General features: G+C 72.1%; 15 protein-coding genes and 1 pseudogene. 7 read left to right on the plus strand and 9 right to left on the minus strand.

Annotation, left to right across the window (positions count from 1 at the left end):
- Positions 1-50: 50 nt before the first annotated feature.
- On the plus strand, positions 51-1,055 hold the full coding sequence (locus ABZ321_RS00905) for a hypothetical protein (RefSeq protein ID WP_354888272.1): 1,005 nt from the start codon (positions 51-53) through the stop codon (positions 1,053-1,055).
- A gap of 38 nt (positions 1,056-1,093) precedes the next feature.
- Positions 1,094-2,299 (plus strand): MFS transporter, encoded by a 1,206-nt coding sequence (locus ABZ321_RS00910; protein ID WP_354888275.1) that lies wholly within the window; start codon positions 1,094-1,096, stop codon positions 2,297-2,299.
- Positions 2,300-2,547: 248 nt separating this feature from the next.
- Here ABZ321_RS00910 and hrpA read toward each other — a convergent pair whose 3' ends face one another.
- Positions 2,548-6,606, minus strand: a complete 4,059-nt coding sequence (gene hrpA / locus ABZ321_RS00915; protein WP_354888278.1) for an ATP-dependent RNA helicase HrpA — start codon at positions 6,604-6,606, stop codon at positions 2,548-2,550.
- Between the two features lie 108 nt (positions 6,607-6,714).
- Between hrpA and ABZ321_RS00920 the strand changes: the two genes are divergently transcribed.
- Positions 6,715-7,380, plus strand: a complete 666-nt coding sequence (locus ABZ321_RS00920; RefSeq protein ID WP_344503066.1) for a pentapeptide repeat-containing protein — start codon at positions 6,715-6,717, stop codon at positions 7,378-7,380.
- Positions 7,381-7,442: 62 nt separating this feature from the next.
- Here ABZ321_RS00920 and ABZ321_RS00925 read toward each other — a convergent pair whose 3' ends face one another.
- Both ABZ321_RS00925 and ABZ321_RS00930 read right to left on the minus strand, forming a co-directional pair.
- Positions 7,443-7,853, minus strand: coding sequence for a RidA family protein (locus ABZ321_RS00925; RefSeq protein WP_344503067.1), 411 nt, complete (start codon positions 7,851-7,853; stop codon positions 7,443-7,445).
- Positions 7,854-7,869: 16 nt separating this feature from the next.
- Complete coding sequence (locus tag ABZ321_RS00930; protein WP_354888282.1) at positions 7,870-8,295, minus strand: ester cyclase; 426 nt, start codon at positions 8,293-8,295, stop codon at positions 7,870-7,872.
- A gap of 48 nt (positions 8,296-8,343) precedes the next feature.
- Between ABZ321_RS00930 and mug the strand changes: the two genes are divergently transcribed.
- On the plus strand, positions 8,344-8,913 hold the full coding sequence (mug, locus tag ABZ321_RS00935; protein WP_354888285.1) for a G/U mismatch-specific DNA glycosylase: 570 nt from the start codon (positions 8,344-8,346) through the stop codon (positions 8,911-8,913).
- On the opposite strand, the gene ABZ321_RS00940 is transcribed toward mug, so the two are convergent.
- From ABZ321_RS00940 to ABZ321_RS00955, 4 genes and pseudogenes are all read right to left on the minus strand, one after another.
- Positions 8,914-9,300, minus strand: coding sequence for a RidA family protein (locus ABZ321_RS00940; RefSeq protein WP_354888287.1), 387 nt, complete (start codon positions 9,298-9,300; stop codon positions 8,914-8,916).
- Between the two features lie 418 nt (positions 9,301-9,718).
- Positions 9,719-9,922, minus strand: a pseudogene (locus ABZ321_RS00945) (hypothetical protein); the annotation flags it as partial.
- Between the two features lie 674 nt (positions 9,923-10,596).
- A complete protein-coding gene (locus ABZ321_RS00950; RefSeq protein WP_354888290.1) occupies positions 10,597-11,622 on the minus strand; it encodes an S-adenosylmethionine:tRNA ribosyltransferase-isomerase in 1,026 nt (341 codons plus the stop codon).
- A complete protein-coding gene (locus ABZ321_RS00955; protein WP_354888293.1) occupies positions 11,619-12,278 on the minus strand; it encodes an SDR family oxidoreductase in 660 nt (219 codons plus the stop codon). Before ABZ321_RS00955 ends, ABZ321_RS00950 begins: the two co-directional genes overlap by 4 nt.
- A gap of 125 nt (positions 12,279-12,403) precedes the next feature.
- Here ABZ321_RS00955 and ABZ321_RS00960 point away from each other — a divergent pair, with 125 nt between their 5' ends.
- Both ABZ321_RS00960 and ABZ321_RS00965 read left to right on the plus strand, forming a co-directional pair.
- Entirely contained in the window at positions 12,404-13,777 is a 1,374-nt protein-coding gene (locus ABZ321_RS00960) for a GAF domain-containing sensor histidine kinase (RefSeq protein ID WP_354888296.1), read from the plus strand.
- Positions 13,767-14,390 (plus strand): response regulator transcription factor, encoded by a 624-nt coding sequence (locus tag ABZ321_RS00965; RefSeq protein WP_344503074.1) that lies wholly within the window; start codon positions 13,767-13,769, stop codon positions 14,388-14,390. Before ABZ321_RS00960 ends, ABZ321_RS00965 begins: the two co-directional genes overlap by 11 nt.
- Here the strand turns inward: ABZ321_RS00965 and ABZ321_RS00970 are convergent.
- Positions 14,387-15,820, minus strand: a complete 1,434-nt coding sequence (locus ABZ321_RS00970) for an aspartate aminotransferase family protein (RefSeq protein ID WP_354888299.1) — start codon at positions 15,818-15,820, stop codon at positions 14,387-14,389. The genes ABZ321_RS00965 and ABZ321_RS00970 overlap by 4 nt on opposite strands.
- A gap of 87 nt (positions 15,821-15,907) precedes the next feature.
- On the opposite strand from ABZ321_RS00970, the gene ABZ321_RS00975 reads away from it, so the two are divergent.
- Positions 15,908-16,795, plus strand: a complete 888-nt coding sequence (locus tag ABZ321_RS00975) for a LysR family transcriptional regulator (protein ID WP_354888302.1) — start codon at positions 15,908-15,910, stop codon at positions 16,793-16,795.
- A 10-nt stretch (positions 16,796-16,805) separates the two neighbouring features.
- Here the strand turns inward: ABZ321_RS00975 and ABZ321_RS00980 are convergent, their stop codons facing one another.
- Positions 16,806-17,645: a DUF1028 domain-containing protein gene (locus ABZ321_RS00980; RefSeq protein ID WP_354888305.1), complete on the minus strand. Its 840-nt coding sequence runs from the start codon at positions 17,643-17,645 to the stop codon at positions 16,806-16,808.
- Between the last annotated feature and the right edge of the window lie 13 nt (positions 17,646-17,658).

The raw sequence follows: 17,658 nt of genomic DNA on the forward strand, positions 1-17,658 counted from the left end.
TGCGTTGACGGATCCTGCTACTGTCCGCCGAGGGCCGGCTTGGGGGTGACATGAGCACGACGACACGCGTCGCGGGACGCTCGGTGCGGCACGACGCCGCGCATCGCCGGATCGCGGCGGTGGCGCTGGCCGCTGCCTTCGCCGGCGGCGTGCTCGGCACGCTCGCCGTCGCCCAGCCCGCCCACGCGGCACCCGCCGAGGCCGACATCGAGGCCAAGGCCGGCAACGGCGTCCAGGGCAAGGCCGGCGACAAGTCCCGCATCGGCTTCCAGGTCACCAACCACGGCAAGGTCAACGCCGCGGTGGTGGTCGTGGTCACCGTGCCGGAGAACGTGCAGATCGAGTCCGCCGGCTCCTGCCAGGTCTCGGGCAGGTCGGCCACCTGCACGACGACGATCCGGGGCGGCGCGTCCGCCAACGGCTCGGTCCAGCTCGTCCTGCGCACCGGCGGGGAGGGCGAGGGCAGGGTCGTCGCCAGGCTCGCGCCCAACCAGGAGGTCAGCGACCCGAAGCCGGGCAACAACACCGACACCTTCAAGATCCGGGTGGTCGGCAGCGCCAGCCCGAGCCCGTCGAAGTCCGTGAAGTCCTCGCGCAGCGCCTCCGCCGACCCGGCCGCCACCTCCACCGAGGAGATCGCCCCGCCGGAGGCCGGCAACGGCGCGATCCCGCGCGAAGAGCCGAAGACCGCCCCGGTCAAGGACGAGGGCGGCCTGTCGTTCGGCTTCTGGATCGGCGTGGTGGCCATCGTCGCGGCCCTCGGCCTGGTCGGCAGCCTCTTCTACTTCCGCCGCAGGGACCGCCTCGAGCCGGACACCGGCGTGTACCAGCTGCCGAACGCCGGCGGCGACAACCCGACCTCGGTGATCCCCCCGTATCAGGGCGGGTCGAACGTCTACGGCTCGCCCGCGGCTCCGCCGCCCGGTCCTCCCGGTCCTCCGTTCCCGCCGGGTCCTCCCGGTCCGCCGTTGGGTCCGCCGTCGGGTCCGCCGGTTCCGCCGCCGCCGGGGAACAACGACCAGACCATCCTCATGCGCCGGCCCAACGACCTCTGACCCGTGCCGCTCCCGCCCGGATCGGGCAGGATGGTGCGATGCGCAGCGAGCGGACCTCATCGATGCGATCGGCCGCGCTCGGCACGGCCCTCGTCTTCACGGCGAGCGGCACGCTGCTCGGCACGTGGGTGTCGCGGATCCCGGCGGTCGTCGCCAAGCTCGACGTCACCGCCGGCGAGCTCGGGCGGGCGCTGCTCGCGCTCGGCATCGGCTCGCTGCTGTCGATGCCACTGACCGGGCACGTCTGCCGGCGGCTGGGCAGCCGCACCTGGGTCGCGTGCATGTCGGTGGCGGCGGCGGTGGTCCTCAGCTGCGCGGGGCTGGCGCCCGACCTGGTGTGGCTGTCGGTGGCCCTGTTCGCGCTCGGCATGGTGTACGGCTCGTGGGACGTCGCCATGAACGTGCAGGGCAGCGCCGTCGACCAGCTGGCCGGGCGCGAGTGGATGCCGCGGTACCACGCGTGCTGGAGCCTCGGCTCGATCCTCGGCGCGGCGGCGGGCTCCCTCGCGGCCCGCGGCGGCACCGGGATCGCGCTGCATTTCACCGTGGCCGCCTGCTGCGCGACCGCCGTGACGTTCGCGGGGCTGGTGCGGTACGTGGACGAGCGCGTCTCCTCCGCGCCCTCGCCCTCGCTCGCGCCCTCGCTCGAGGAGTCCGTTGCGCGGCCGATCGGCCCGCCGGTCAGGAACCGGGCGCTGCTGCTCATCGGGGCGCTCACGCTGTGCGCGACCGTCATCGAGGGCGCCGCCGGCGACTGGCTGGCGCTGTACCTGCACGCGGGGCGCGGGCTGTCGGAGGCGTCGGCCGCGCTCGGCTACTCGGTCTTCGCCACCGCGATGACGGTCGTGCGGTTCGCCGGTACACCTGCCGCGGCGAGACTCGGAAGGGCCGGCGCGGTCCGGGCGGGCGGCCTCCTCGGCATCGCCGGCGTGCTCATCACCGTCCTGTCGCCGTGGGTGCCGCTGACCTACGCCGGCGCGCTGCTGTGGGGCGCCGGGGTGTGTCTGGTGTTCCCGGCCGCCGTGAGCGCCGCCGGCGAGACCGACCGGCCGGCCGAGTCGATCGCGCTCGTCACCACCATCGGCTACGGCTCGATCCTGATCGGCCCGCCGCTCATCGGCGCGCTCGCCGACGTGGTCGGCATGGGCCGGGCGCTGCTGACCCTGGCGGTGCTGGCCGCCGGCGTCGCCGTCCTCGCCCCAGCCGTCCGACCGTCACACGACCGCACACCAGTCACCCGATAGCCCCTCCCCGCGGGCCGGACAGCTCGGCACAGGGCCGGACAGCACGGCGCGGAGCCGGACACCGCGGCACGGGGCCGGACACCGCGGGGGTGGGGCCGGACACCGCGGGGGGTGGGCAGGGGCTGGACAGCGCGGGGGTGGGCAGGGGCTGGACAGCGCGGATATGTCCGCTACGCGGACATATCCGAAATTTCGGTTATGTTCGCGAAGGTGAGCGGGGCCGGCACCGCCAACGGGGCCGGCCGCGATCAGGCCGGCAGCGCGTCCATCGCCCGGTAGATGCGCACGTCGGAGACCGGGTAGGCGGTGCCGAGCGCCTGCGCGAACAGGCCCACCCGCAGCTCCTCGATCATCCAGCGGATCTCCCGCAGCTCGGGACTCATGGTCATGCTGGAGACCAGCTGGTCGTACTCCCGCTGGACCTCCTGCACGGTCAGCATCCGGTCGCGGTCGCGGGCGGTGTCGGTCGGCACCTTCTCCAGGCGCCGTTCGATGCCGCGCAGGTACCGTTCGAGGTCCGGCAGCCGCTGCCATCCGGTGTCGGTGACGAAACCGCGGTACACCAGCCGCCCCAGCTGCCCGCGCATGTCGGTGAGCGCGGGAAGCAGCAGCGGGTTCTTGGTGCGGGCGAGGCGCTGCTCGACGTCATAGGACGCGGCGAGGATCCGCTGCACGTTGCCGACGACGTCGAGGGTCAGGTCGACCAGGTCGGCGCGGACCTTGTCGCGCAGCTTCGCGAACGCCTCGCCGTCCCACACCGGCCCGCCGGCGTCGGTCATGAGCTGGTCGACAGCGCACGACGCGCAGTCGTCGAGCAGGTCGACGGCGTTGCGGTGCGGGTTGCGGCTCAGCGCGAGCTTCGCCTCGTTGGACAGGCGGCCCTGCACGAACTTCGCCGCCGGCGGCAGCGTGAGCAGCAGCAGGCGGCGGGTGCCGGCCCACATCTCGTGCCGCTGCCGGGCCGGCAGGTCGAACGCCTTGACCGCCACCGACGTGCCCTCGTCGACGATCGCCGGGTAAACGGTGAGGGTGTGCCCGGCGACGGTCCGCGACAGGCTGCGCGGCAGCGTGCCGAAGTCCCAGCTGGTACTGCCGCTACGGGTGACGTCCGTCGCGGCCTCGGCCACAGTCTCCTGCACCTTCGGCGCCAGCCGGTCCCGCAGTTGCGGGAGGCTCTTGCTCTCGGCGAGCACGGCGCCGCCGTCGTCGACGACCCGGAACGTCATCTTCAGATGCTCCGGCACCTTCGTCAGGTCCCAGGCGTCGCGTGGCACGGTCACGCCGGTCATCCGGCGCAGCTCCCGCTCCAGGGCCTCCAGGAGGTGCCCGTCGCGGACCGGCAACTCAAGAAGCGCGTCGCGGGCGGTGTCGGGCGCCGGGACGAAGTTGCGCCGCAGCGCCTTCGGCAGCGACTTGATGAGCGCCGTCACGAGGTCCTCGCGCAGGCCGGGCACCTGCCAGCTGAAGTCCGCGTCCCGGACCCGGCCGAGCAGCGGCAGTCCGATGTGGACGGTGACGCCGTCGGCGTCGGCGCCGGGCTCGAACTGGTACGTCAGCGCGAACCGCTGGCCGTCCTGCTCCCACGCGTCGGGGTACTGGTCCTTCGCGACGCCGCCGGCGGTGTCGTTGACGAGCATCGCCGGGTCGAACGTGAGCAGCTCCGGCTGGTCCCGGCGGGTCTGCTTCCACCAGCTGTCGAAGTGCCGGCCGGAGACGACGTCCGGGCCGATCCGCTGGTCGTAGAACTCGAACAGGGTCTCGTCGTCGACGAGGATGTCGCGGCGGCGGGCCCGGTGCTCGAGCTCCTCGACCTCTTCGAGCAGCCGCCGGTTCTCGGCGAAGAACGCGTGGTGGGTCTCCCAGTCGCCCTCGACGAGCGCGTGCCGGATGAACAGCTCGCGCGACAGCGCCGGGTCGATCCGGCCGTAGTTCACCTTCCGGGAGCTGACGATCGGGACGCCGTACAGCGTCACCTTCTCCATCGCCATCACCGCCGCGGGCTTCTTCTCCCAGTGCGGCTCGCTGTAGTTGCGTTTGACCAGGTGCTGGGCGAGCGGTTCGATCCACTCCGGCTCGATCCGGGCCGCGACCCGCGCCCACAGCCGGGTCGTCTCGACCAGCTCCGCCGCCATCACCCAGCGGGGCGTCTTGCGGAAGAGCGCCGAGCCGGGGAACACCGCGAACTTCGCGCCCCGTGCGCCGAGGTACTCGTTCTTCTCCGCGTCCTTCAGCCCGATGTGGGACAGCAGCCCGGCGAGCAGCGACACGTGGATGTTGTACGGGGCGGCCGGCTCCTCGTTCGGTACCACATCCATGCTGCGCAGCACGGACCGCAGCTGGCTGAAGATGTCCTGCCACTCCCGGACCCGCAGGTAGTTGAGGAACTCCGCCTTGCACAGCTTGCGGAACTGGTTGCTGGACAGCTCCTTCTGCTTCTCCTGCAGGTAGTTCCACAGGTTGACGTAGCCGATGAAGTCGGAGTCCTTGTCGGCGAACCTCGCGTGCTGCTGCTGCGCCTGCGCCTGCTTCTCCACGGGCCGTTCCCGCGGGTCCTGGATCGACAGCGCGGCGGTGATGACCATGACCTCGCGGACGCAGCCGTTGCGCTCGGCCTCGAGGACCATCCGGGCCAGTCGCGGGTCGACCGGCAGCTGCGACAGCCGGCGGCCGAGCGGGGTGAGCCGCTGGCCGCTCTCCAGCGCGCCGAGCTCCTCCAGCAGCTGCACGCCGGCGGTGACGTTACGGCGGTCCGGCGGGTCGATGAACGGGAACGCGGCCAGGTCGCCCAGGCCGAGCGAGATCATCTGCAGGATGACGGACGCGAGGTTGGTCCGCAGGATCTCCGGGTCGGTGAACTCCGGCCTTCCCTCGAAGTCCTCCTCGCTGTACAGCCGGATGCAGATGCCGTCGGAGGTGCGGCCGCAGCGGCCCTTGCGCTGGTTCGCCGACGCCTGCGACACCGGCTCGATCGGCAGCCGCTGCACCTTCAACCGGTGGCTGTAGCGGGAGATGCGGGCCGTGCCGGGGTCGATCACGTACTTGATGCCGGGGACCGTCAGCGACGTCTCGGCGACGTTGGTGGCGAGGACCACCCGGCGGCCGGCGTGCGACTGGAACACCCGGTGCTGCTCGGCGAACGACAGCCGGGCGAACAGCGGCAGGATCTCGGTGTTGCGCAGGTCGAGCTTGGCGAGGGCGTCGGCGGTGTCGCGGATCTCGCGCTCGCCGCTGAGGAACACCAGCACGTCGCCGGGGCCCTCGGCCTGCAGCTCCTCGACGGCGTCGCAGATCGCGTCGATCTGGTCGCGCTCGTCCTCGCCCTCGTCGGGGGCCTCGATCGGGCGGTACCGGACCTCGACGGGATACGTGCGGCCGGACACCTCGATGATCGGGGCGTCGCCGAAGTGCCGGGAGAACCGCTCCGGGTCGATCGTCGCCGAGGTGATGATCACCTTCAGGTCCGGGCGCTTCGGCAGCAGCTGCCTGAGGTAGCCGAGGATGAAGTCGATGTTGAGGCTGCGCTCGTGCGCCTCGTCGATGATCAGCGTGTCGTACTGGCGCAGAAGCCGATCCTGCTGCATCTCGGCGAGCAGGATGCCGTCGGTCATCACCTTGACCATCGTCTGGTCGCCGGACTGGTCGGAGAACCTGACCTTGAACCCGACCGTGGCGCCGAGCTCGCTGCCCAGCTCCTCCGCGACGCGCTCCGCGACCGTCCGCGCCGCGATCCGCCGCGGCTGCGTGTGCCCGATCTGCCCCGACACGCCCCGGCCGAGCTCGAGACAGATCTTCGGCAGCTGGGTCGTCTTGCCCGAGCCGGTCTCGCCGGCGACGATCACGACCTGGTGGTCGCGGATCGCGGCGAGGATGTCGTCCTTGCGCTGGCTGACCGGCAGCTGCTCCGGATACGTGATCTTCGGAACCCCGGCCCGGCGGACCTCGACCCGCTGCTCGGCGCGCTCCACGTCGGCGCGGATGGCCTCGGCGATCGCCTGGGCGTGCGGGGACTTCTTCGCCCCCTCGATGCGGCGCCGGAGCCGGTGCTGGTCCTGCGGCATCAGCGCGGACAGCCGCGTGCGGAGCTCACGCAGAAGCTCCTGACCCGCGGTGTTCTCAGGTGCTATTTCCGCGTTTGTACGACTTCCGGACCGTCTCCGGTTCTGCCTGCCGCCGCTCTTGTCGCCGCTCCTGGCGCTGCTTCTGTCGCCGCTCCTGGCGCTGCTCTGGACGCCGGTCTTGTCGCTTGTTTCGCCGCCGCCCTCGTTGCTGGGCTCGGTCACGCCGGTGGGCTGGGGCACGTCAGACATAACGTTCGCAAGGATAGGCGCGCGTCGCCGCGATTGCCGCGTGATTTTCCGCTCCGCGGGTTCCGCGATTCTCGGCGGATCGTCACTTCTGCCACTACCGTCACACGTATGCCCTCTCGTTTTGCGTTCACGGCGCCCGCCGCGCCCCGGCCGCCGAAGGCGCTGGAGCTGGCGACCGTCGACGAGGACGACCTCCACGACGAGGCCTCCTACCGCGGGGTCGGCTTCTACGACCTGGACCTGACCGCCCGCTCGGCCAAGGGCGCCGAGTTCGACCAGTGCCGCTTCAACCACGCCGACCTGAGCGAGTCCTCCCTGGTCAAGGTGTCTCTGACCGACTGCCTGGTCGAGAGCAGCGACTTCGCCAACGTGCACGGCGACCAGTCGACCCTGCTGCGGGTGGCGGTCAAGGACTCGCGGCTGACCGGCCTGCACTGGCTCGACGGCGTGCTGCGCGACGTCACGCTCAGCGACTGCCGGATCGACCTGTCGGTGTTCCGCGCCACCCGGTTCGCCACCGTCCTCTTCGAGGACTGCAACCTGACCGGCGCCGACTTCACCGGCGCCGACCTGACCGGTGCGGCCTTCGCCCGCTGCGACCTGACCGGCGCCCAGTTCTCCGGCGCGAGCATGGACGGCACCCGGCTGACCGACTGCGTCCTGTCCGGCGTGGGCGGCGTGACCAGCTTCGCGGGCGCCACGATCAGCACCGGCGACCTGGTCACGCTGTCACGCGCCCTGGCCGCGGCGCTGAACATCACCATCTCGGACTAGCTCTCTTTGCCCTCTTGCCGGTTTTGCCGGTTTTGCCGGTCGTCTTCGCGTGCTGGGCGCTTTCAGCTGGGCCAGCCGAGGTTGCCGCCCTTCCGGCGGCGGGCGGTCACCTCGATCTCGATCCGCATCCGGGGGTCGGACAGCCCGCACACCTGCATCGTCGCCGCTGGGCGCACGTCGCCGAGCCACTCGCGCAGCACCGGCCAGCAGGGCTCGAAGTCGGCGGCGTCCGGCAGCAGGTACCGCACCCGCACCACGTCCCCGACACCCGCCCCGGCCTCCCGCAGCGCCGCGTCGATGTTCACCCAGCACTGCCGCGCCTGCGCCACGACGTCGTCGGAGATCGTCATCGACGAGTAGTCGAACCCCGTCGTCCCCGACACGTGCACCCAGTCACCGTCCACGACCGCCCGGGAGTACCCGATCTCCCGCTCGAACGTCGACCCGCTGGAGATCAACCGCCGCTCACTCATGCCGCACACGCTAGCGTCAGATGACACCGAGCTGCCGCATCACGTCCACCTCGTCCGACATGACCCAGATCTCAGTGATCTTCCCGTCCTCCACGGTCAGGATGTCGGTCACCCGGATCTTCAACTGCCGCCCGGTCGCCTCCACCCGCCCGAGCGGCGTGTCGTACGGCCCCACATGCCGCACATGCATGAAGAACCCGATCACCAGCCGCCCGGCGGTCTCCACCCGATGCACCAGCTCGGTCCGCCGATCCGCGAACGCCGCCTGCAACACCCGCGCCCGTTCCGCGAGAGCCTCAGCGGTCACCGGGCTGCCGTTCACCGGCACCGGATCGGCATACCACTTCCTGAAGTCGTCGGCGGCGTCGGTACGACTCCCGACAGGCTGATCCCACAGCGCCAGCACCGCATCGAGGTCGACAGCTTTCGAAGAGTTCTCCACCCCGCCACTCTGCCCGGCCCGCACGCCCCCGCTGGCATCCTTGTCCGCATGGCGTCGACACTGAACCGGCCCGACCGGCCGAGCCGTGCAGACCTGGCCGCCGCGGCGGACAAGGTCCTCCCGGACGTCATCGCACCCGGCCTCGACGTCCTGCTCTGCGGCATCAACCCAGGCCTCTGGTCCGCCGCCACCGGCCACCACTTCGCCCGCCCCGGCAACCGCTTCTGGCCAGCCCTGCACCTCGGCGGCTTCACCCCTCGCCAGCTACGCCCCGACGAGCAGCACCTGCTCCCCGGCTACGGCCTGGGCATCACCAACCTGGCCGCCCGCGCCACCGCCCGCGCCGACGAACTGACCCGCGAGGAGCTCACCACCGGCGGCGCGATCCTCCGCGACAAGGTCGAACGCTTCGCCCCGAGGTGGCTCGCCGTCCTCGGCGTCACCGCCTTCCGTACCGCCTTCGGCGCCGCACGGGTCCAGGTCGGCCCCCAGGCCCAGCACTTCGCCGGCGCCCGCCTGTGGATCCTGCCCAACCCCAGCGGCCTGAACGCCCACTTCACCCTCGACAAGCTCACCACCGAGTTCGCCCGCCTCCACGACGTGGTGACCTCGGGCTGATCACGCGGCGGCGACGACTTCGATCTCCACCAGCCAGTTGGTGTCGAGGGTCTGCGCGACGATCGCCGTCGTCGGAACAACCCGGCCACCGAGCGCCGCGACCCGAGCAGCCGCGTTGGCCTCCGCGTACGCCGCATCACGGAGGTAGCTGGTCAGCCGCACGATGTTGTCGACGGTCATCTGAGCCGACGCCAGAATCGCGCGGATGTTGCCCCACACGAGGTCGAGCTGCTCAGCAAGCGTGGCGCCGGGCACTCCCGCGGCGTCCAGCCCCATCGTGCCCGCCACGAACAGCAGCCGCTCCGCCCCCCGCACCTCGATGGCGTGCACATAATCGCCGGTCGCCGGGTACACACCGTCTGCAGGACTACGGGCGATCATGTCCATCGAAGGATGGTAACTGCCCACGCTGGGTGCAGCTCTCCGCACTTCGAGCGGCCTGAACGCCCACTTCACCCTCGACAAGCTCGCCACCGAGTTCGCCACCCTGCACCGGTCCGTCACCGCCGGCCCGACCTCCTCCGACGCGCCCCCCGCCCCACCGCCCGCCCCGCCAAACCTGACGCCCCGCCCCGACCGCACCTGACACCAACCCACCCGCTGCCCTGTCGCCCCCACCCCTACTGCACCTGAACGCCAACCCGCCCGCTGCTTTACGGACCCGTCCCCACGCTCCGGCCCCCTCGGCCCTGACAACCCACCTCCCGCTCCCCCTGACCAACCCTCACTCGGCCACCCGCAGCGTCACTCGGCTGCCCGCAGCGTTCACTGACCAGAGCCGTCGCTCGCCCGCCACCCACACGTCTCACAAAGCCGACCCCACTTCCCCGACAGGCCCCTCAAACCTGGCAGCCCGCTCCCGCAGCAACTGTCCGAACAACCCACTCGGCTGCCCACAGTCCGCACAGACGAAGTTGTCGTCCAGCCGCGCCCCACCACAGTGATCACAGGCCCCCCGATCCCGCGGGTCCTGATACGAAACCAACGCCTCCACAAACGCCCGCGCCACCCCCGGCGAAAGCCGCACAACGGCATCGCCGACCTTCACCTCAACACCGCCCGCTCCACGCCCCGACACACCACCGCCACCCCCGCCATTACCGGCCCCCTCACCATGCCCACTCTTCCCGCCGTAGCCACCCTCCCCGCCGTAGCCACCCTCCCCGCGGTGCCTGCCGAAACCGCCGTCCTCCCTGTGCCCGCCACTGCCACCGTCCCCGCCGTAGCCACCATCCCCGCCATCGCCGCCACCGTCCCCACGGTGCCCCTCAAGGCCACGGTCGCTGCCACGATCCACGTGCCCGCTGTGACCACTGTCCTCGCCGTAGCCACCGTCCTCGCTGTGCCTGCCGTAGCCACCGTCCCCACGGTGCCCGTCATAGCCCCGGCCGCTGCCATGACCACCGTGGCCGCCGTCGGACGGCGCGTCGAACACCGCGATCCTGCGAGCAAACTCCTCCACCGCAGCCGCAACCTCACCGACCGTCGCACCCGACCACCGCACCGTCATCCAGCGACCCTAACCCGCACCCCGGTCCCACAGCACCAGGTCCACGCCACCCAGCACCACGGCATACCCACCCACCGCGCCGTTTCCGACCCTCCCGCGCTGCTCCGACCCACCCGCACTGCCGCCACCGCGACCCGCCGCACGTCCGCACCGCAGCGACGTCTTGTCTCCTTTCATCGCAGCAGGAGGTTGACGTCGCCGAACTCGTGCCAGAGGTAGCCGGCGCGGACCGCTTCGGCGTAGCAGCGGGCGAGCAGGTCGCGGTCGACGACCGCGGCGAGCAGGTCCAGGTGCGATGCCTTCGGCTCGTGCAGGCCGGTGAGCAGACCGTCGACCGCACGAACACCGCGGGCGGGCGTGACGATGAGGTCGGTCCAGCCCTCGCCGGCGGCGACCCGGCCGTCCTCGCCGGCGACCGTCTCCAGGGCGCGGACGGCCGTGGTGCCGACGGCGACGACCCTGCCGCCCGCGGCCCGTGTCTCGTTGACGAGCCGCGCCGTGCCTGGCGGCACGCGGAACCACTCCGGATACGGCCGCTCGTGCGCCTCAGGCGACGCCACCCCCGTGTGTAAGACCAGTGGCGCGATCTGCACGCCTGCCGAGACGAGCCTGGTCACCACCCGGTCGGTGAACGGCCGCGCCGCGCTCGGCATCTCGGCGCTGCCCGGCTGGGTCGCGAACACCGTCTGATACGCCTCGATCGGCCATTGGCGCCGCACGTAGGGGTAGCGGATCGGCTGCCCGTGCCGATGCAGGAAGGCGATGACGGAGGTGCGGGTCTTGACGGAGGCGAACCACAGCCTGCCCCGCGAGTAGGGCTCCTCCAGCGTGACGGTGCCACCGCCGGGCAGTCGCAGCGGGCCGGGCTGCCCCGGGCGCCGGCCGAGGTCGTCGGCGCCGCGGACCTCGACCAGCCAGCGCCCGTCGGCGAGCTCGGTCGAGAAGTGGACCCGCAACGGCGCACCCGCGACCGGCACCGACGCGGGCAGCGTGCCGGACGTGTTGACGACCAGCAGGTCGCCGGCACGCAGCAGGCCGGGCAGGTCGGTGAAGCGGTGGTGCGACACCGTGCTCCCCTGGCCGTGCAGCAGCCGCACACCGTCTCGAGGAGTGCCGCGCGCCTCGGGTGGCTCGTGCGCTTCGAGCTCGGGCGGCAGCTCGAAGTCCATGCCGGGTGCGGCGAGCTCGGCGGCCGTCACAGCCGGAACCTCCCCGACTCGGGGCGCGTGGTGACGAGGTCGACGAACGCCGGGGCCACCGTCTCTGGCAGCGGGCGGTCGCTGATGTCCTCGCCGGGGAACGCCTCGGCATGCATCTGGGTGCGCAGGTCTCCCGGGTCGACCCACCAGACGCGCAGGTTGGGCTCCTCGGTGGCGAGCACGTTGCTTGCCTGCTCGGCGGCGGCCTTGGCCGCTCCATAACCGCCCCACCCCGCATACGCCTCGACCGCGGCGTCGGACGTGATGGTGACGACCGCGCCGTCGGCCTTGCGCAGCGCGGGCAGCGCGAGCTGGGTCAGGGCGAGGGGCGCGACGACGTTGACCTCGAAGACTTCGCGCAGCGTCTCGAGTGGATAGTCGGCCAGCGGCGGCTGCGGGCTGGGGCCGAGAATGCCTGCGTTGTTGACGAGCAGGTCGACCCGGCCGGTGGCGAGCGCCGCCTCGACGAGTGCGGCCCGGTGCGCGGGGTCGGTGACGTCGCCGGGCACCCGGATCACCTCGGCGGGCAGCGCATCCGACGGTGTGTCCGCCAGGGTGCGGCCGTCGGCGACGACGGTCCAGCCGGCCTTGATCAGGGCGGAGCTGAGCGCTTGTCCGAGCCCCCGGGAGGCGCCGGTGATGATGGCAGTTGGCATGTCACCGACGCTATGCAGCGCCGCGGCCGGCGACATCGGGCATCGGACGGGCTCTGGTCCCGGTCTTTCGACCTAGGTCCATGAGCCGAGGCGGAGAGCGCGCCGACGTCGGTACTGTCGAAGCCATGAGCACCTACGACCGCGATGAGCTCCGCGAGGTGAGCGCTGCGGTTCTCGCCGTCACCGCGCACCTGTCGGTCCGCGAGGTGCTCCAGACGATCGTCTCGGCCGCCCGGCGGCTCCTGGACGCCGAGTATGCGGCGCTCGGCATCCCCGACGGCCAAGGCTCGTTCCGCGAGTTTCTCGCCGACGGACTGTCCGACGACCAGTGGCGGGCGATCGGGCCGATCCCCCGCCACCACGGGCTGCTCGGCGCGATGCTCCACGACCCGAACCCGGTCCGCTCGGCGGACATCCGCACGCATCCCCAGTTCGAGGGCTGGCCGGCCGCGCACCCGGTGATGTCCGACTTCCTCGGCATGCCGATCGTCGACGGCGACGAGATCCTCGGCGAGATCTTCCTGGCCAACAAGCGCTGCCTTCCACGGTTCGGTGGTTTCGACGCCCGCGACGAGGAGCTGCTGCGCCTGCTCGCCGCGCACGCGGCCATCGCGATCGTCAACGCGCGGCTGTATGAGCGCAGCCGTGAGCTGTCCATCGTGGAGGAGCGGCAACGGATCGCACGGGAGCTGCACGACGCGGTGACGCAGAAGCTGTTCAGCCTCCGGCTCACCACCGACGCGGCGGCCGCGCTGGTGGCCCGCGACCCGCAGCGGGCTCTCGCCGAGCTGGAAACCGTGCGCCGGCTCGCCGCGGACGCGACCGCCGAGCTCAAGGCCATCGTGGTCGGTCTGCGCCCCGCCGACCTCGACGGCGACGGGCTCGCAGCGGCGCTCCAGCGGCAGGCAGAGCTGCTCGACCGGGTCCACACCGCGAGGATCCGGTTCACCGGCGACCAGCTGCCGAAGCTGTCCGGGGAGCGTCAGGAGGCGGCGTACCGGGTCGCCCAGGAAGCCCTGCACAACGCACTGCGCCACGGCGACCCCCGCCACGTGGACATCCACCTGCGCCGCTCCGGCCGCGGCTTCGTCCTGCGCATCACGGACGACGGCGCAGGCTTCGACAGCGGCTCCGGCACAGGCAGATCGCCCGGCGCAAGCAGAGCAGCCGACACAGACAGAGCAGTCAGCGCGGGTGGATCAGTCAGCGCTGGCAGAGCGGTCGACGCGGGTGGATCAGTCAGCGCTGGCAGAGCGGTCGACGCGGGCAGAGCAGTCAGTGGGGGCAGAGCAGTCGGCGCTGGTGCTGATGCCGGCAAGGGGGCTGGCGTGGCCAGGTCTGGCAACGGCGGCGGCTCCGCCGCGGGCGCCGGCGCTCAGCGCCGGCTCGGGCTCGCGTCGATGCGGGAGCGGGCCCGCAGCGTGGGCGGCAGGTTGACGGTGTCGTCCGAGCCGGGGGCCGGCACGACGGTCACCATGGAGGTGCCCGGTGGCTGCTGATCCGATCAGGGTGCTTGTGGTCGACGACCATCCGGTGGTGCGGCAGGGGTTGCGGACGTTCCTCGATCTGCAGGACGACATCGTGGTGGTCGGTGAGGCGCAGGACAGCGCGTCGTGCGTCGCCGCGGCGGCTGAGACGTCGCCTGACGTGGTGCTGCTGGACCTGAAGATGCCCGGCGGTGACGGGGTCGAGGCGCTGCCTGGACTGCGTGGGGTGAAGGTGCTCGTCATCACCAGCTTCACCGACCCGTCGGCGGTGCTGCCGGCGATCCGGGCCGGGGCAGCGGGATACGTGTACAAGGACATCGACCCGCCGGCGCTCGCCTCGGCGATCCGGGCCGTCCACGCCGGGCACGTGCTGCTGCATCCAGAGGTCGCGCGGCTGCTGGCGGACAGCGGGCCGGCGCCGGAGCTGGCGCACCTGACCGCCCGGGAGCGGGAGGTGCTCGCCGAGATGGCCCGTGGCCGGTCCAACCGGGAGATCGCTCGCGTCCTCGGGCTGGCGGAGAAGACAGTGAAGACCCACGTGAGCGCCATCCTCACGAAGCTCGGCGTGCAGGACCGCACTCAGGCCGCCCTGTACGCCGTCCGCTCCGGCCTGGATGGTGCCTAATGCTGCGCGGTGTCGCCGATCGCCTGGTCCAGTATCTCCAGGCCCTGGTCGATCTCCTCGTCGGTGCTGGTCAGTGGCGGCGCGATCCGGAAGGTTCCGCCCATCCCGGGCAGCTGCACCACGTTGACGTGCAGGCCGAGCTCCAGGCAGCGCCGGGTCACGGCGGCGCCGATGCGGTCCGCGCCGGCGCCCTCGTCCTTCAGCTCGATGCCCTGCAGGAGTCCCCGCCCGCGGACGTCGGCGACGACCGGGTGGCGGCGCTGGATGTCCAGGAGCCCGTTGCGCAGGCGGGTGCCGAGGGTCGCGGCGCGGAGGTCGAGCTGGTCGCGTTCGAGGACGTCGAGGACGGTGTTGCCGACGGCGGCGACGAGCGGGTCGGAGACGTGGGTGGTGTAGAAGAGGTAGCCGCGGTCGTGGGCGCGTTCCTCGATCTCGGCGCTGGTGAGCACCGCCGCGAGGGGCAGCCCCGCGCCGAGCGTCTTGGACAGGGTGAGGATGTCGGGGACGACGCCGTCGCGTTGGAAGGCGTACCAGGCGCCGGTGCGGCACAGGCCGGTCTGCGCCTCGTCGAGGATCAGCAGCATCCCCCGCTCGCGGCATTTGCGGTGCAGCGCGGCGAAGTAGCCGAGCGGTGGTTCGATGACGCCGCCGGAGCTGAGGATCGGCTCGACGAGGCAGGCGGCGAGGCTGCCGACGGACTGGGCGTCGACGAGGTCGAAGGCGACGTCCAGCTGCCGGCGCCAGTCGTGGGAGCCGTCCGGCGTGGTGAAGTCCGGCCGGTACGCGTTCGGTGTCGGGATGGCGATGTTGCCGGGGGCGTTCGGTCCGTAGCCCTTGCGGCCGGCGCTGTAGGTCGCGGCGGCGGCGGCCTGCGTCATGCCGTGCCAGGACTTGGCGAAGGAGACGATCTCGTGGCCGCCGGTGACGAGCTTCGCCATGCGGACGGCGGCCTCGTTGGCCTCGGCGCCGGTGGTCAGGAGGAGCACCTTGTCCAGGGGTCCGCCGCTGACCGACGCGCCCGGCAGCCCCGACGCCCCGGCCGACGACCCGTCCAGCAGCACCGTGCCCCCGGCAGTCAAGCCGTCCGACAACGCCGAGACGCCAGCGGGCGAGCCGTCCAGCAGCGCTGAGGCGGCGGCTTTTTCGACGGAGGCGGCGAGGCGGCGGCTGAGTTCGACGACCGGGCGGGACAGCATGCCGCTGAAGAGGTGGTCGAGCGTGCCGACCTGGCGGCGCACGGTGGCGACGATGTCCGGGTGGGAGTGGCCCAGGATGGCGCTCATCTGGCCCGAGGTGAAGTCGAGGATCGGGCGACCGCTCTCGGTGTAGACGTAGCTGCCTTCGGCTCGGTCGATGATTTCCGGCGTGAACGTTCCGCCGTACCGGATGACATGCCGCCGCACGTCCTGCCAGAAGTCGTCGTCGCTCATGGGTCGACGGTAGGCGCGCGCATTGTCAGGCTCCAGCGCATCATTCCGCACATACTGTTCGGGACCACCGGACAACAGGAGGCCGGCGTGCTGGATCCGTGGCGGTTGCGGCTGCTCACGCTGCTGGAGAGCCTGGGCACGGTGCGGGCGGTGGCCGAGGCGGCGCGGTTGAGTCCGTCGAACGTGTCCCAGCAGCTGGCCGTGCTCGAGCGGGAGGCCGGCGCCGAGCTGTTCGAGCGCGCGGGGCGCCGGTTGCGGCTCACGCCGGCGGGGGCGGCGCTGGCCCGGCACGCGCGGGTGATCCTCGACCAGATGGGCGCCGCGCACGAGGAGCTGGCCGCGTTCGACGCCGTGGAGGGTGGGCTGGCCGGACGGGTCCGGCTGGGCGCGTTCACGAGTGCGCTCAACACGTTCGTCCTCGGCGCGGTGCGGGACCTCGGACGGGACCATCCCCGGCTGCGGGTCACGGTGTGGGAGCTGGACCCGGCCGAGAGCGTGGCGGCCCTGCAGCGCGGCGAGTGCGACGTCGTGGTCACGGCCGACCTCGGCTCCGGCGACGCCGCGATCGTGCCGGACGTCGTCCACACCGTCCTCGCCACCGACGAGATCATGCTGGTCACGGCGGGGCCGAGCCGCGGAACGGTGGACCTGGCCGACTTCGCGCGGCACCCGTGGAGCGTAGAGCTGCCGGGCACGTGGACGTTCGACCTCGTGACGACGGCCTGCCGGCGGGCGGGGTTCGAGCCCGAGATCGTGGGCTGCTTCGCCTCCTACGGTCCGCTGCTGGCGCACGTCGAGGCGGGCCTGTCGGTGACGCTGCTGCCTGAGCTCGCCGTCGATCCGCGGTACCGGGTGGCCGCGCGGCCGGTCCGCGACCCGATGCGGCGCCGGATCACCGCCGCCGTCCGGCGCAGCTCCGCGGCGCGGCCCTCGATCGCGACGGTCGTCGAGAGCCTCCGCCGAGCCGCCAACTGACAAAAGACCCCTACGGACGATCCTGTGAAGGTGAGGACGACGGGGAACCGGCACGCAGGTGGGCCAGGACGAGCGGGTCGATGGCGTCGTCGACGAGGCGCTCCTCCAGGTTCTCCACGCCGGCCCAGCCGGCCAGGTCGGCGAAGCCCAGCGCCGCCAGCCGCTCCGCCACCTCGGCGGCCAGCTCGCCCGTCAGCGGCAGCAGCGTCGCCGGGTCCGGCTTCTGGAAGTACAGCTCCCACAGGCCGATCAGGGTGCCCAGTCGCGTGACCGGGTCGGGGTCGTCGTCGACGCGCAGGTCGACCTCGACGTCGCTGAGGCCGCCGTACCCGGCACCGCGCCGGACGACGAACAATGCCGCGCTCTGCCGGCCGCGACTGTCGCCACCGGCCCGGTCCCCCGCGGCGAGCGCCGCATGCAGCCGCCGGGCGAGCGGGGCGGCCGGGTCGGCGAGCCAGGCGGCCTCCATGTCGCGGACGACGTCGGCGCCGGTGAGGATGTTGCCCTGGATCGCGTACCCGTCGCCGGCCACGCCACCGGCCCACGGGAAGCACTCGTCGCCGGTGAACGTGGCCCCGTCCCCGGACCGGCCGACCACCCCGAGCTGCCGGGACGCGCGGCCCGGGTCGGCGGCGGTGAGCCCGGCGACGGTGTCGGCGGCCGTCGTGCCGGTGCCGAGCAGCGCCAGGCCCTGGACGCGGTACGCCAGGTTCGCGAACGACTGTGTGGCCAGCGCCCCGACGTCGGCCCGGGCGGCTGGGACGGCCGCGCCGACGGCGAGGAACTTGCTGGCCACGGCGACACCGAGGGACTGCCCGTCAGCGGACCGGCCGACGATCGAGAACGTCATGGCGCACACCGTA

This window comes from Dactylosporangium sp. NPDC006015 (genome assembly GCF_040614215.1).
Classification (GTDB): domain Bacteria; phylum Actinomycetota; class Actinomycetes; order Mycobacteriales; family Micromonosporaceae; genus Dactylosporangium; species Dactylosporangium maewongense.

Excerpts from the sequence above, each read along its gene's own strand:
- ABZ321_RS00905 (WP_354888272.1), top strand. The coding sequence starts at position 51 with ATGAGCACGACGACACGCGTCGCGGGACGCTCGGTGCGGCACGACGCC.
- ABZ321_RS00910 (WP_354888275.1), top strand. The coding sequence starts at position 1,094 with ATGCGCAGCGAGCGGACCTCATCGATGCGATCGGCCGCGCTCGGCACG.
- hrpA (WP_354888278.1), bottom strand. The coding sequence starts at position 6,606 with ATGTCTGACGTGCCCCAGCCCACCGGCGTGACCGAGCCCAGCAACGAG.
- ABZ321_RS00920 (WP_344503066.1), top strand. The coding sequence starts at position 6,715 with ATGCCCTCTCGTTTTGCGTTCACGGCGCCCGCCGCGCCCCGGCCGCCG.
- ABZ321_RS00925 (WP_344503067.1), bottom strand. The coding sequence starts at position 7,853 with ATGAGTGAGCGGCGGTTGATCTCCAGCGGGTCGACGTTCGAGCGGGAG.
- mug (WP_354888285.1), top strand. The coding sequence starts at position 8,344 with ATGGCGTCGACACTGAACCGGCCCGACCGGCCGAGCCGTGCAGACCTG.
- ABZ321_RS00940 (WP_354888287.1), bottom strand. The coding sequence starts at position 9,300 with ATGGACATGATCGCCCGTAGTCCTGCAGACGGTGTGTACCCGGCGACC.
- ABZ321_RS00955 (WP_354888293.1), bottom strand. The coding sequence starts at position 12,278 with ATGCCAACTGCCATCATCACCGGCGCCTCCCGGGGGCTCGGACAAGCG.
- ABZ321_RS00960 (WP_354888296.1), top strand. The coding sequence starts at position 12,404 with ATGAGCACCTACGACCGCGATGAGCTCCGCGAGGTGAGCGCTGCGGTT.
- ABZ321_RS00970 (WP_354888299.1), bottom strand. The coding sequence starts at position 15,820 with ATGAGCGACGACGACTTCTGGCAGGACGTGCGGCGGCATGTCATCCGG.
- ABZ321_RS00980 (WP_354888305.1), bottom strand. The coding sequence starts at position 17,645 with ATGACGTTCTCGATCGTCGGCCGGTCCGCTGACGGGCAGTCCCTCGGT.